9 protein-coding genes and 3 pseudogenes are annotated in these 14,617 nt (G+C 61.8%); 4 read left to right on the forward strand and 8 right to left on the reverse strand.

Annotation, left to right across the window (positions count from 1 at the left end):
* The first annotated feature begins 112 nt into the window (after positions 1 to 112).
* Positions 113 to 3,184: a PAS domain-containing protein gene (locus tag PQQ53_RS24865; RefSeq protein WP_408326919.1), complete on the forward strand. Its 3,072-nt coding sequence runs from the start codon at positions 113 to 115 to the stop codon at positions 3,182 to 3,184.
* A 23-nt stretch (positions 3,185 to 3,207) separates the two neighbouring features.
* Here PQQ53_RS24865 and PQQ53_RS24870 read toward each other — a convergent pair whose 3' ends face one another.
* Positions 3,208 to 3,543: a response regulator gene (locus PQQ53_RS24870; protein WP_408326922.1), complete on the reverse strand. Its 336-nt coding sequence runs from the start codon at positions 3,541 to 3,543 to the stop codon at positions 3,208 to 3,210.
* A gap of 259 nt (positions 3,544 to 3,802) precedes the next feature.
* Between PQQ53_RS24870 and PQQ53_RS24875 the strand changes: the two are divergent.
* A pseudogene (locus PQQ53_RS24875) lies at positions 3,803 to 4,123 on the forward strand (sensor histidine kinase); the annotation flags it as partial.
* A gap of 15 nt (positions 4,124 to 4,138) precedes the next feature.
* Positions 4,139 to 4,354, forward strand: a pseudogene (locus tag PQQ53_RS24880) (response regulator transcription factor); the annotation flags it as partial.
* Positions 4,355 to 4,423: 69 nt separating this feature from the next.
* Here the strand turns inward: PQQ53_RS24880 and PQQ53_RS24885 are convergent.
* Positions 4,424 to 4,920, reverse strand: a pseudogene (locus PQQ53_RS24885) (two-partner secretion domain-containing protein); the annotation flags it as partial.
* A 427-nt stretch (positions 4,921 to 5,347) separates the two neighbouring features.
* Here PQQ53_RS24885 and PQQ53_RS24890 point away from each other — a divergent pair.
* On the forward strand, positions 5,348 to 6,073 hold the full coding sequence (locus PQQ53_RS24890; protein ID WP_408141366.1) for a DeoR/GlpR family DNA-binding transcription regulator: 726 nt from the start codon (positions 5,348 to 5,350) through the stop codon (positions 6,071 to 6,073).
* Between the two features lie 90 nt (positions 6,074 to 6,163).
* On the opposite strand, the gene PQQ53_RS24895 is transcribed toward PQQ53_RS24890, so the two are convergent.
* The 6 genes from PQQ53_RS24895 to PQQ53_RS24920 all read right to left on the reverse strand — a co-directional run bounded on the left by PQQ53_RS24895 (position 6,164) and on the right by PQQ53_RS24920 (position 14,601).
* Positions 6,164 to 7,222 carry an ABC transporter permease gene (locus PQQ53_RS24895; protein WP_408141365.1) on the reverse strand — a complete coding sequence of 353 codons (1,059 nt, stop codon included), beginning with the start codon at positions 7,220 to 7,222 and terminating at the stop codon, positions 6,164 to 6,166.
* 15 nt (positions 7,223 to 7,237) lie between these two features.
* On the reverse strand, positions 7,238 to 8,794 hold the full coding sequence (locus PQQ53_RS24900) for a sugar ABC transporter ATP-binding protein (protein ID WP_408326925.1): 1,557 nt from the start codon (positions 8,792 to 8,794) through the stop codon (positions 7,238 to 7,240).
* Between the two features lie 90 nt (positions 8,795 to 8,884).
* Positions 8,885 to 9,889, reverse strand: a complete 1,005-nt coding sequence (locus PQQ53_RS24905; protein ID WP_408326928.1) for a substrate-binding domain-containing protein — start codon at positions 9,887 to 9,889, stop codon at positions 8,885 to 8,887.
* A gap of 112 nt (positions 9,890 to 10,001) precedes the next feature.
* On the reverse strand, positions 10,002 to 11,033 hold the full coding sequence (locus tag PQQ53_RS24910) for an ABC transporter permease (protein ID WP_408141362.1): 1,032 nt from the start codon (positions 11,031 to 11,033) through the stop codon (positions 10,002 to 10,004).
* 34 nt (positions 11,034 to 11,067) lie between these two features.
* Positions 11,068 to 12,030, reverse strand: a complete 963-nt coding sequence (gene rbsK, locus PQQ53_RS24915; RefSeq protein WP_408326931.1) for a ribokinase — start codon at positions 12,028 to 12,030, stop codon at positions 11,068 to 11,070.
* Between the two features lie 162 nt (positions 12,031 to 12,192).
* A complete protein-coding gene (locus tag PQQ53_RS24920; RefSeq protein ID WP_408326934.1) occupies positions 12,193 to 14,601 on the reverse strand; it encodes an aldehyde dehydrogenase family protein in 2,409 nt (802 codons plus the stop codon).
* Between the last annotated feature and the right edge of the window lie 16 nt (positions 14,602 to 14,617).

Consider the following 14,617-nt stretch of genomic DNA (forward strand, 5'->3'; position numbering starts at 1 on the left):
ATCCAGTCAACCTGATTTTTCTTCCAGTTCTATCGCCCGTTGCGCCATCGCAATTACCGCGGCGTGGCTGTGTGCAGAGCTTGTCTCTCGGCGCCCTCCGCTGCCAGATTCAATGGCCGGATTGAAGAATGCGTTCGACGAGCCAATCCGCCAACAAATGCAGACACTCCAAAGTATCAGCAGTCTCGTTCCCGGCCATATGTGGATCGCACTCCCGAATGGATACTTCGAATATCTGAGTCCCAGTTTGGGCGACCAAACCGGCCTCAAAGAAGCAATGACCTGCGACTTATTCCGAACCGCAATTCACCCGGAAGACCTGCGGGCAAACGACCGATATTGGGACGCACTCAATGCCGGAATCGACCCCGGGGAGCTTGAGTTTCGGCTCAAGCGCATCGACGGCGAGTATCGGTGGTTCCTCTGCCGTGTCACAGCCATACGAAACGACAACGGAAGACTACTACGATGGGTCGGTATGAACTGGGACATCCACGACCGGAAGATTTCGGAATCCCTTCTTCGAGCCGAAGCGGAGGCCCATCGACGCATTGTGGACAGTGTGCCCGCGTGCGTATGCGTCGGTGGGTCCACCGGTGCAATTCTCTACGTGAATAGAGTGGGTGTCGCCGCGCCGGGCAGAGCGCTGGAAGAGATCGTCGGTGACGGATGGATGGACCACATTCACCCCGATGACGTGCAAGCCGCGCGCCGGCAACGGAACTCGCACATGGCCGCGCGTGAACCGGTTGATATGACAGTGAGAATGTTACAGCACGACGGCATATACCGCTGGCAGCGTCTTCTGGCCGAGCTATCGCGCTGTACAAACGCAGACGTCGTCAACTGGTGCGTCATCGGAATAGAAATCGAAGAGACCATCAAGGCTCAACAGGCTTTGGCAGCAAGTGAAAGAGAAACCAGGGAGCGCCTCGATCGATTCCCGGGCCGATTCGCTATCCGGACTGGGCAAGATTTCGACTTTATCAACCAGCAGATGCTCGAGGAAGCGGGAACCACCCTTGAGGGCATGCGGAACCTGGGATTCCTGCAATTCATTCACCCCGATGACCAGGCCTGGGTTAAGGAAGGCTATCTGCGCTCCATTCGGGAAAAGAGCGCCTACGATACGAGCTACCGGTGGGCAGGCTGCGACGGAGATTATCACTGGCGTCACTCGCGCTCCGTTCCTTACCTTAACGATGACGGAAGTGTCTACAAGCGGTATGCCGTGAACATGGACATCGACGACCTGTATCGATCCAAAGAGATAATTCGTGAACGGGAAATGCAACTAAACTGGCTGGCGGAGAACGTTCCCAGTCTCCTCTGGCGTGCGGATTCCCACGGCCGTCTGGAATATGTGAACAAGCGCGCCGAAGCCTACACTGGCCTGCGGGTGGACGAATTGATATCGCACGGCTGGCTTCACCTGGTGCATCCCGATGACTGTGCGTCGACAGTTGAAGCCTGGCAAGAATCCCTCGAAAGCGGGAGACCTTACGACTCGGTCTATCGGCTCCGCGCAGCCGACAGTACGTACCGCTGGTTTCAATCGAAAGGCATCCTCATGCGGGATGTCAACGGTGATGCCGTGAATTGGTATGGTCTTTTGATAGATATCCACGAGCGGAAGTTGGCGCAGGAAGTCCTTCGCACCGAAGAGCTTAATTTGCGAAGACTCGTAGACGCATTGCCAGCTATGATCTGGAGGGCTACACCGCGAGGAGACGTGGACAGATGGAATCGGCAAATGCTAACTTTCATGGGAAACGGCGGCGAGGAATTCGACGGGGAAATGTTGCTTAGACTTATTCCGGAAGATGACCGTCTTCGTGTCCGCTCGCGCTGGAGACGATCTGTCCAGGAAGGTGCGTCTTACCAGGACACGTATGCCGTTACTGGCGCCGATGGGAAGCTGCACTGGTATCTCGCTCGCGGCGAACCATTTCGGGACGAAAACGGGCAGATTCTGCATTGGTACGGCGTATGTACGGATATCGACGATCTCAAACAGACGGAAGCCATGCTCGAACAGCGGGAGCACCAGCTACGCGAGTTGATCGAGACCATCCCTGCCATGCTCTGGTGCAATGATCCGCGAGGGGGACTCACCTACATCAATCGGAAAACCGCCGAATTTGTTGGCCTGAGTGTTTCCCAACTCACGGGTCTCGGCTTTGAGAACATCATCCACGCCGACGACCTGCACAGCCTGCTTCAAGCGTGGAAACACTCGGTCGAGACTGGCGAACCCTATAGCCACGTTGCGAGGTTACGCCGAAAGGACGGGACTTACCGATGGCATCAACACACAGCCGAAGCAATGAGAGACTCCGATGGCGCCATCGTCCAGTGGTACGGCCTCAGTCTTGATATCGACGAACCAAAGCGTGCGGAGGACCGGCTCCGGCAGACCCAGGCTGAACTCGCCCGCGCCACCCAGATCGCCACGGTCGCAGAACTCTCGGCATCCATCGCACACGAACTCAATCAACCTCTCACGTCCGTGATCGCCAATGCCCAGGCATGCAAGCGGTGGCTCGCCGCGTCTCCGCCAAACTTGACGGAAGCCCGGGCCTCTGTGGAAAGCGTAGTTCGAGATGCCCGCTCAGCTGACGACACGATGCAAAGCATACGTGCACTGTTCAAGCGGCAGACATGCCAGAAGCTGCAGCGAAATGTGAAAGACATGGTCCTCGGAGCTGTACGACTCCTGTGGGAAGATGAAAGCAGACATACCGCCGACATCGAGTTCGACTTGCCTGCCAGCCTGCCCGCGGTATTCGTCGATCAGATACAGATCCAGCAGGTCCTTCTTAACCTCATCATGAACGGGATAGAGGCCACGGAAAACTCGGGACGCACACCCAGGATTCTAATTGCCGCACGCGCCCCTGACGATAGGTCTGTGTTGCTCCAGATCATCGATAACGGTACGGGAATCGTTGGTGGCGACAGCATATTCGATTCATTTGTCACGACCAAAAGCAAAGGAATGGGCATCGGGTTGGCGGTGTCTCGCTCGATTATCGAAGCTCATGAGGGTCGTCTCACTGCCGCCAATAACGAGGGCCCAGGTGCAACCTTCAGCATCCTCTTACCAGTCTTACCCGCGCGAAATGCCGAACAGGAGGTGGGCGCCAAAATAGTGGAGCCTGGCAACGCTGCGCCGCTCCACTAGGCGTATACCGACCAACAGGATCTTCAAACGATTCTATCCAACAGGTCCAGCAACGCGTCACCGTCGACAGGCTTTCTGAAAAAACCTGCTGCGCCTTTCTGCAGATAGTAGCTTTCAGTATGCTCGCCCGGCTTCCCCGTGATAATGATGACGGGCATTGCGGAATCAGTATGAACCGTAGTCTCGAGCAGCTGCATGCCGTCGATTGGCCGCATTCCCAGATCGGTAATGACGCATACCAGTCCCGCCTGTCCATCGGCAAAAAAATCCAGCGCGGATTCGTAGACCCGTGTTCCGTACCCACCAGAGGCAAGCAGGTTTGCAAGAGATGTCAGAACGCGTCGGTCATCGTCGATCACTGCAACGGTTCGAAGCGGAGGCGCGAGCATTTCTTTCCTCCGGGTCATGGAGACTCGCAAAAGCTCAATGTGGGTTTCACGCTTACAACGTTATCGTCGACGAGCTGTCGAGTTGCAAATTACCTGCTGTCCGGGTGAGCGTAGAAAACGAATCCACCGGTATTTTATCGATTATATAGCCGTGATTTATCCTCGTCGCATATTTAGTATTAGAAATTATAGTCGCCAGGTGCTTTTCGAGGGGGCTGCTGGCGAGTAGGAGCAAGCCCGCATCGCGCGCGAACTGCATGATGACCTCGGTCAGCAACTCACCGCGCTGAAAATGGACGTTTCGGCGTTCGAACAGGCACTGGACGCATCGGCGAGCGCGCTGGGGCGTGAGCAACTGCAAAGCATGCGCAGGCTGATCGACGCCACCGTGGCGTCGGTCCGCCGCATTGCTGCCGACCTGCGGCCGGTCATGCTCGACGAACTTGGCCTGATCCCCGCGATAGAATGGCTGGCGAACGACTTCACCAACCGCTACGGCATCGACGTGGCGCGCGACATCGAAACCGGTGACGCGCATTTCAGCCCGGCGGACGACCGGGAGTTCGACGTGCTCAGGAGGATCGCCGCCGGCCAGACGATCACCGAAATCGCGGCTGAACTCTGCGTGAGCAGCAAAACCGTCAGCACCTACAAGACGCGTATTCTCGAGAAGATGCAGATCCGCTCGCGTGCGATTGCGCGATCGTGCCGTAATTCACGCCCGCCAGCAGGCCAAAGCCGCCATAGCCCCCGGTGTCATACAAAGAGCCTTTTACGCTGAGATTGCGCACGACCCCACTCGTGCCGATCACGCCGAACAACCCATGAGCGTAATAACCATTGGGCGGCTGACATCGCCACCACTGGAACTTATCTTGCCCAGGTTCACGACGCCGGCCTTTGAATCACCCGAGAACCTGAGCGAATCGCCCTTCATGAACGCACAGTTGCAAACGTCAAGGGTCGAGGCGACGAAACGTCCGCCGGTACTGATCACCCCCGAAGGCCCGACCATGATGCCTTGGGGATTAATCACATAGAGACTGCCCGTCGCGCTCAGCCTGCCGAGAATCTCGGATGGCGAGCCACCCGTGGCACGGTTGAGCGTGGCGCCTGAGCCGTTGTCGAAGACGACGCGGTTATGCTTGCCGATCGAAAAGCTGTTCCAGTCGATGACGCCGCGACTCGAGCCGGGTTGCGTAATGATCAGGCTGTTGCCGGCACCGGCGATAGAGCCTGACCCTGTGTGTACTGACCGCCCCGCGGCACGACGCCCGCCGCGAACGCGGCGCGAAAAAGGACAATACTGATCAATGAAGCGTCTGCGAACGCCACGACAGCCCGCATTGAACGTCCGGTGCGGGCAGTGTGTTCACTCGATCGAGCCGGCAACAGGAGAGACATGCATCGCTCCTTCGTGAAACTGCGCACGTCGCCTGGAGCGGCATGTTGTTGCAGGAAAACGCATGGAAAATCAGATATTCCTGTCAAACCAGCATAGCAGTTGCGCTGCGAAAAACTGGCCGACTGCTGATCGGGCATCTGCTTGACCCGCGCATCGACGTCGAGGTCAGCGCCGATGCGCGGATTGAATGGCCCGATTCTGACGGAAAAGAATCGCATGCTCGCCTTTCAGGCAATCCGGGAGTTCTACGATCGCGTTTCGCTGGAGAAACCCTCTCAAGCCCCTCGCCCCTCACCCCACCTCTTGTTATAATCCTTTCACCAAATCGAACAAAACATAACGCTCCTCACACCGCGCGACAGGACCTCCATGCTGAAACCCGATCGCCTCCGCGCCCTCGCCGATGCGCTGGCCAGGCAAAACGTGATGCGCTTGCGCGATGCCGCGAGCCTGCTGGGCGTGTCGGAGATGACTGTCCGGCGCGACATCGCTGGCAGTCCGGAACAATTCACGTATCTCGGCGGCTATATCCTCAGCGCGACGGATGTACCGAACAACGCCGGCTATTCACTCGAGGAAGAGAAAGACCATTTCGCGCAGGCCAAGGCCGAAGCCTCCGCGATTGCGGCGGGACTCGTCGTCGATCATGAAACGATCTTTATCGATTGCGGCACGACGCTGACCACGCTTGCGCGGCTGATTCCGGTCGAGCGTCATGTCACGGTGGTGTGCTATTCGCTGAACGTAGCGGAAATTTTGCGGCGCAAGCCCAACGTCCGAATGATCCTGCTGGGCGGCGTCTACGTGCCGTCGTCGGATTCGTTCGCGGGCGAAGAAAGTCTGGAGATGCTACGTCGCATGGGGATCAACAAGGCCTTCATTTCCGCGGGCGGCGTGGACACCGCGCGTGGCGTCACGTGCTGGAATTTTCATGAAGTCGCGCTCAAGCAGGCGGCCATGGCCAGCGCGGTGGAAAGCCATCTGGTGGTGGACCAGAGCAAGTTCGGCGTAGTCAAAGCCGTGCGCTTTTCGCAAGTCGACGACTTCGACTCCATCATCACCGAAAAAGGCCAGGCGCTCCGCAAGCGCAAATAAGCCCGCATGCCGCGCGTTCCCGAGCATAGTGGAGCGCGATGACGTGCAACGAAGCACGCCACGCGGCAACCCTGCGACCAGCAGCGGCGTTCAAGCCTTGCGTTGCAACGCGAAGAGCGTGCCCGCGATCAGAATGAAGGCGCCGATAATCACCTTCTGCCAGGTGCTCGGCACGCCGACCAGAATCAGCACGCTGTTGATCAGCGTGACGAGCACGACACCGAGCAACGTGCCCGCCACCGTCCCCGTACCGCCCGTAATACGCGCTCCGCCGAGGATCACCGCGGCGATCACATCGAGCTCCGAGCCCACGAGGTCGAACGGATTCGCGAGCCGGTTGTTCGACACATGCAGAATGCCCGCGATGCCCGCGAGCATCCCCGTATAGCCGAACACGAACAGATGGATCGCGCGCAGGTTGTAGCCGAGCCGCTCGGCGATCGCCAGACTGCCGCCCATCGCATAGACGCCCCGCCCCATCATCGTCCGGTTCAGCAGCCACCATGTGACTATGGCGGCCGCCAGTAGCGCGAGCACCGACACGGGCAGCACCGCGCGCAAACCATCGTTCGTGTGATAGAAAAACAGCGGAATGCGGCCGAAGCGATCCATGCTGTGCGGAATGTTCATGAAGAACGACGTGCCGATAAAAGTCAGCAGCAGCCCGCGAAACAGATACTGCGTGCCGATCGTGACGATCAGCGACGGCGCCTTCAGCCGATGCACCAGCACGCCGTTGACGATACCGAGCACGACGCCTCCCAGCGCGCCGGTGATGAGGATCAGCGCAAACGGCGCGTCCGGCCACCACGCGAACACCGCCTTGGTGATGCCGTACATCGTCAGCGCGGCGATCGCGGTGAACGAGACGTCGATGCCGCCGGACGCGAGCACGACGAGCGTGCCGAGCGCGAACAGCGACATGGTGGTAGCCGAATGCAGCAGATCGAATAGCGTCGCGAACTGGAAAAAGCGCGGGTTGATCGCGCCGACAATCAGGCACGTCACCGCGATCAACGCGACGGTAAACCATTCCGGATTGCGCGCGAGCTTCGCCCGCAAGCTGGGCGGCCTGACCTCGGGTGCGACTTCGGCAATGGTCGGCGTGGTCATGGTCTGCTTCATGCGCGAATCGATGCGCGAGTTCATGAGTAGGAACGTCCTTTATGCGGCTTCTGAAAGCAATGCGTGATACAGGTCGGCTTCGCTCAGCGTGTCGGCCTGATATTCGCTCGCCACGCGGCCCTTCTTCATCATCAGGATGCGGTCGCAGTTCTGCAACAGTTCAGGCAGATCGTCGCTGATCAGGATGATGCCGATGCCACGTTGCGAGAGGCGCTGCATGATCCGGTAAATGATGTCCTTCGAGCCGACGTCGACGCCGACAGTCGGCCCATGCAGGATCAACACACGCGGATCGATCGCCAGCCAGCGGCCGATCAGCACGCGTTGCTGGTTGCCGCCCGAGAGCGACTGCACGGGCTTGTCGATATCGGGCGTGGCAATCTGGAGATCTTTCACCGTCTGTTGCGCGAGTGCTTGCGCGCGCGTGCGGTCGATCTGGCCGAAGCGGTCGCGCAAACTGGAGATCATCGCGGTGATCACGTTGTCGCGAATCGGCTTGTCGAGAAACAGCCCCTCGTTCAGGCGGTCTTCAGGCACATAGCCGATGCGGTGATTTTTCGCATCCGACGGCGTGCGCAAACGGATGCTTTTTCCATCGAGCCGCACCTGCCCCGACTGCGCCGGCGCCACACCCGCGAGGGCGCGCGCGAGTTCGTTGCGCCCCGAATCGAGCAGACCGGTGACGCCGAGAATTTCACCGCCGTGCAGCGCGAACGACACGTCGCTGAACTGACCGACGCGCGTGTAACCCTGCACTTCGAGCACGACGTCCTGCCCAATCGCGCCTTCACGATAGCGCTCGTTCGACAGATGGCGACCCGTCATCAGTTCGCTGATCTGCGCTTTGGTGAATTGGGCGATCGGCCCTTGCGCCATTTTCTGGCCGTCGCGCAGCACGATCACTTCACCGCCGATCGCGTAGCACTCGTCGAGCTTGTGGCTCACGAACAGCACGGTCACTCCCTGCGCGCGCAGATTGGCGAGAACGGCGATCAGGTTGTCGACTTCCTTTTGCGTGAGCGACGTGGTGGGCTCGTCCATGATGACGAACTTCGCCTCGCTGGCGATCGCGCGGGCAATCGCCACGAGTTGCCGCGTGGCGAGCGGCAGTTGCTCGATGAGCGTCGCCTGAAACCCGGCATCGCCGGGCAGCCCGACCGCTTCGAGCGCGCGAGCTGCCGTGCGCGCCAGCTCGCGCCGGTCGAACGTGCGGGCGAGCCGCCCTGCGTGCGTGGCCAGCTCCGAGGTGAGCGCGACGTTCTCGGCCACGTTCATGTTGGGCAGCAGCGAGAGGTCCTGATAGACGGTCTCGATTCCCGCCGCGAGCGATTCGAGTGCGGAAAGGCGCGCGTGGCGCACGCCTTCGATGATCAGTTCGCCTTCGTCAGGCGGCTGCGCGCCGGAAATGATCTTGATGAGCGTGCTCTTGCCGCAGCCGTTTTCGCCGAGCAGATGGTAAATCTGCCCGCGCTCGAACGACAGGCTCACCCCGCGCAACGCATGCACGCCGGTGAAGCGCTTATGGACGCCCACGACTTGCAAAAACGGCTGCGACTCGTCGGATTGCGGCTGCGGTGACGATACGTCTTGATTCATGATGGCGAGTGGTGAGTTAAGGCGCGCCCGGGTGGGCTCGCCTCGAATGGCGTCCCCCGAGCGATCAGGGAACGCCGTGGCCGTGGCCCATCAGAACGGATACTGCTTGTAATTCGACTTGTCGACGTTCACCCAGCCTTGCCCGCGCACGATGATGCCCTTGCCCGGCCCTTTCGCGACCGTCACCTTCGTGTAGCCCGGAATGCCGAGATCGGCGCCGTTCTCGACCGTTTTTCCGTCGATCAGCATTTGCGCCACCTTGTTCATCGCGATGCCCGCGAGCTTCGGATCCCAGAACGCGATGCCGTTGACAGCGCCGCTTTCGAGGAACTTGCCCGCTTCCGTCGGCAGACCCGTTCCGTACACGCAGATCTTGCCTTGCATGCCGGCTTCTTCGACCGCCCGGCCGATGCCGATCACGTCGAGCGAGGATGAGCCCTGGAAGCCCTTCAGGTCCGGATGCTTGCGCAGCACTTCCTTCGCGACTTCATAGGCGCGCTCGCCGTCGTTATTGGTTTCGAGTTTCGGCTCGACCAGATTCATCTTCGGATACTTGGCCTTGGCGTTGCCGATGCCGCCATCGGCCCACTGGACCTGCGAGCGGCTGCCGAGCGAACCGACCAGCACGGCCCACTTGCCGTCGTCATGCATGCACGAGGCGAGACGTTCGTTCAGGCCGGCGCCGTAGGCGGTGTTGTCGAATGCCTCGATGTCGACCATCGTGTTCTTCGCGTTGTCCGCCTCGTGCGTCACCACCTTGATGCCGCGATCCATCGCTTTCTTCAGCGCTGGTTCGAGCGTCGGCGGGTCGTAGGGCACCACGGCGATCGCCGTCACCTTCCTGGCGATCAGGTCTTCGATGATCTTCAGCTGCTGCGCCGCATCCGCACGGCCGGGACCGGTCTGATACGCGGTCACGCCGGGGTTGTCCTTTGCGAATTGCTTGACGCCGTCGTCCATCCGGTTGAACCAGTTGATGCCGGTCACCTTGACGACCGTGACGACCGTCTCGTTGGTGGCAGCCTGCGCTGCGGCGATCACGCCTACCGTCAGCGCGCCTGCCGCAAGCGCGGCGCCCAGTCGAGTCAATTTCATGCGATGTCTCCTTTATCGTTCGATGTCGCCCCACTCCACCCTCACGGACAATCAGGGCTCGTTGTCCGTCGCGTACTGAAACCTCGGTGATGCTTCGCGTCTGAGCGGCGCGCTAACGTTTCGGGGCCGCGCTGGAGCCGCCGCCGAAGCCGAAGATCGCCCTCACCCGCTCGCCGCCCGCAAACGCGAGCGACAGCAACAACAGAAACCCCCACGCGCAATCGCCGAAAAACTGCGACACGCCCATCAGATTGAACAGGCTCGACAGAAACTGCAGCACCGTCGCGGCGAAAAATACGCAGATGATGCGGCCATGACCGCCGGCGGGATTCACGCCGCCCATCACCGCAATCAGGATCGCGATCAGCAGATAGGAATTGCCGTAGTCCCATTTCGCGCTGGAGGTGTGCGTCACGCTGATCAAGCCGGCCAGCGACGCGAGCACGCCGCACATCGCGTAAGTGATGATCAGCATTCGCGCGCGCGGAATGCCCGCATAGAACGCGGCTTTGGGATTCGTGCCCATCAGATAGAGACGCAGGCCGAACGGACTGCGTTTGAGCAGCCAGCCCAATACGATGACCGCCGCGATGAAGATGCAGAAGGCGATCGGCACCTGAAACACGGTGCCGTTGCCGATATTCGACAACGGGTCGACATAGTCGACATGCACTGAGGCGCCGTTGCTGAGCACCACCGCAAAGCCCGTGAACAGCAACTGCGTGCCGAGTGTGCAGAGAATCGGCGTAAGCCGCAGCCACGCGATGACCACGCCGTTCAGCAGCCCGCCGAGCAGCCCCATCGTCACGACGATCACGCAGAACAGTGCCGTGTAGAGCGCGGGCGAGTCGTCGCCGTTGAGAAAACGCGGCACGATCAGCGCGGCGACCATGCCGGAGAGGTTCGCGAGTCCGACGCCGGACAAGTCGATGCCGCCGTTGCCCGACACCATCGACAGCATGATGCCGAGCGCGAGCAGGCCGAGTTCGGGCAACTGGCCGCCCATCGACTGCAGGTTGTCGATATCGACGAATTGCCCGCGCGAGAGCCACGTCGCGACCAGCACGACGAGCACGTTGACGATCAGCAGAAAATTCAACTGCCGGTCGCCGAACAGTTTTCCAGCGGTGAACAAGGACTTCATGGTGACGACGATCTCCTTGAATCTTCGCAAACGGTCACGATGACCGGGACAGGTCCGCCGACTCGTTCAATACGCGCTTGACTTCATCGAGCGTCGGCATGGAAGGCGCCGTGCCAGGACGCGTTACGGAGATGCCCGCGAGCGCGCAACCGAAACGCATTGCGGCGATCGCATCGTCGCCGCGTGCGAGCGCCGCTGCGAAGCCGCCCGTGAAGCCATCGCCCGCACCCGCCGTTTCCACCACGCGGCCACACTGGTAGGCCGGCACGAGGACCGATTGCGTCGCCGAATGCAGCAGCGCGCCGGCCTCGCCGAGCGTCACGATCGCCGTGCCGACACCTTTGGCGAGCAGCACGTCGGCGGCCCGGCGCGCGTCGTCGGCGTTCGCGATCGGCACGCCGGTGAGCGCGGTGGCTTCGGTTTCGTTCGGGGTGATGTAGTCGCACAGCGGGAAGATGTCGTCGTCGAGCGACATCGCGGGCGCCGGATTGAACACGGTGATCACGCCGTGGCGGCGCGCCACTTCGAGCCCGCGGCGAGCGGCGGCGAGCGGCTGTTCGAGTTGCGTGACGAACACGCTCGCGGCGGCGATGTCCGCTTCGATTGCGTCGACATCGGCGGCATTCATCGTGCCGGCCGCGCCGGATGCGACGATGATGGCGTTCATGCCGGTGGTGTCGTCCACGAAAATATGCGCCGCACCCGTGGACACGCCGTCGATCACCGAGGCGCGCGCCGTGATGCCCTCCCTCGCCCACGTCGCACGCGCGATCTCGCCGAACGCATCGTTGCCGATGCGGGTGCAGAACACCACCTCGGCGCCCGCGCGCGCGGCCGCCACGGCCTGATTCGAACCCTTGCCGCCCGGTCCCATCGCGAACGCCGTTCCCGCGATCGTCTCGCCGATCACCGGCATGCGGGTGGCGCGAAACGTCAGGTCGGTGACGTAGATCCCGAGAATGACGACGCGTCCGTTCTTGCGCGAAGACGTATTCATTCGTGTTCCTCCCGAGCGGTTTGGTTCAGGAGGATTTCATTCAGTGCCCGACATGCTCGCGGCACATCGGCATTCAACAGCAGATCCAGATTCTTCAGCACGTTGTCTCCTCCATTTTCTGGTTGGCGTGCGTGTCGTTGATCCGTTCGGTACCGTTGCCGGTCAGTCTCCGTACGGTATCCAGATGTTCTTTACCTGCACGGCCTGACGCAGAAACGGCCGGCCTTCGCTCGCGCGGTCGAACCAGTCGAACTGGCGGCCGTGATCGACGAAGGTGCGTTTCAGGTTGCCGACCGACTCGCGTTCGACCAGCGTCGAGTCCGCGGCCTCACCGAAGCACCAGACGGCGTCGACGTCGCCGTGTTTGGCCAGTGCGGGCAGCAGCGCCGCGCGTTCGCCCGTGACGATGTTCAGCACGCCCGCAGGCACATCCGACGTCTCGACGACCTGATAGAAATCGGTGACCGTCAGCGGACACGCCGTGCCCGGCAACACGACCACGCGATTGCCCATCGCCAGCGCGGGCGCCACCAGCGAAATGAAGCCGAGCAACGGCGCCTCGTCCGGACAGGCGATGCCGATCACGCCGAGCGGCTCATGCATCGCCAGCGCGACGCCGCGCAGCGGCGGCGTATGCACGGCGCCGTCGAACTTGTCGGCCCACGCGGCGTAGCTGAACAGACGCGCGACGGATGCGTCCACTTCCGCCCGCGCCGCCGCTTCGGTCGCGCCATTGCGCACCACCAGTTGCCGCGCGAACTCGTCGGCGCGAACGGCAAGATTCTCGGCCAGATAGAAGAGCACCTGCGCGCGGTTATGCGTGCTCGCCTGCGACCACTTCTGCGCCGCGCGCGCCGCCTCGACCGCATTGCGAATGTCCTTGCGATTGCCCTCGCCCACTTCGCCCACCGGTGTGCCATCCGGCGCGTGAACCTGCAACGAGTAGCCGCTATCCGGGCGCACCTGCTTGCCGCCGATAAACAGCTTCGCAGTCCGGTCGATCGAGGTGACGATCGACGCGCCATCCGCCAACGGCCCCCCCATGAGCGCACCAGCAGATTGCTCGCCGCGCCGTGGCGCCTGACGCTGCGCAAGATTGCGCCACGCACGCGGTTTCAGATATTCGTATATGCCCTCGCGTCCGCCTTCGCGGCCGTAGCCCGATTCGCGATAGCCGCCAAAGCCGACCGACGCGTCGAACAGGTTCGTCGCATTGATCCACACGACACCGCATGCAAGGCGCGGCGCGATGTCGAGCGCGCGGCCGATCGTTTCGCTCCACACGCTCGCGGCGAGTCCGTAGCGCGAGTTGTTGGCGAGCGCAATGGCTTCATCCGGCGTGCGAAAGCTCATCGTCACGAGCACCGGGCCGAAGATTTCTTCCTGCGCGAGGACGGAAGCGGGCGCGACGCCGGTCACGAGCGTCGGCGGATAAAAACAGCCGCCGGATGGCAGCGAGGTTTCCGGTGATTGCCACACCGCACAGCCTTCGCGCCGCCCGCTTTCCACCAGCGACTGGATACGTTCGAGCTGCACCGGATCGACGATCGCACCGATATCGATGCTCTTGTCGAGCGACGTGCCCACCCGCAGCGTCGCCATGCGGCGTTTCAGCCTGGCGATGAAGCGTGCTTCTATTCCCTCCTGCACGAGCAGCCGTGAGCCCGCGCAACACACCTGCCCCTGGTTGAACCAGATCGCGTCCACCACGCCTTCGACCGCGCCGTCCAGATCCGCGTCGTCGAACACGATGAAGGGCGACTTGCCGCCGAGTTCGAGCGTCAACGATTTACCCGTGCCGGCCGTGGCCGCACGGATCGAGCGCCCGACTTCCGTCGACCCGGTGAAGGCGATCTTGTCGACTTGCGGATGCTCGACGAGCGCGGCACCGGTGCGGCCGTCGCCCGTCACGACGTTCAGCACGCCCGCCGGCAAGCCGGCCCGATGCGCGAGTTCGACGAACAGCAGCGCGGTCAGCGGCGTGTATTCGGCAGGCTTCAGGACGACGCAATTGCCCGTTGCAATCGCCGGTGCGATCTTCCACGCGAGCATCAGCAGCGGGAAATTCCACGGCACAATCTGGCCGACCACGCCGAGCGGCGCATAGTCGGCGAATTCGCTCTCCTGCAACTGCGCCCAACCCGCGTGATGCAGAAAGTGCCTTGCCACAAGGGGGATATCGATGTCGCGCGTTTCACGAATCGGCTTGCCGTTATCGAGTGCTTCGAGCACGGCGAACAGCCGGCTGTGACGCTGAACCATGCGCGAGAGCGCATACAGATGACGCGCGCGTCCCGCGCCGCCCAGCGCGAGCCAGCCCGGCTGCGCGGCGCGCGCAGCGGCCACCGCCGCGTCGATATCGGCCGCATCGCCCTGGGCGATGTCCGCGAGCCGCTCGCCCGTCGCGGGCGCGTGCGAGACGAAGCGCTCGCCGGCGGCCGGCGCATGCCACGCGCCGCCGATGAAATGCCCGAAGCTCGCCTCGTGCTGCGCGAGCCACGCGCGCGCGGGTTGATCGTCCTCGGGTGCGGGACCGTACTCCATCGATGAAAAATACTCGGCTACGCTCATGGGATCGGTCTTCGGT

The organism is Paraburkholderia strydomiana (genome assembly GCF_046030495.1).
Lineage (GTDB): Bacteria > Pseudomonadota > Gammaproteobacteria > Burkholderiales > Burkholderiaceae > Paraburkholderia > Paraburkholderia strydomiana_A.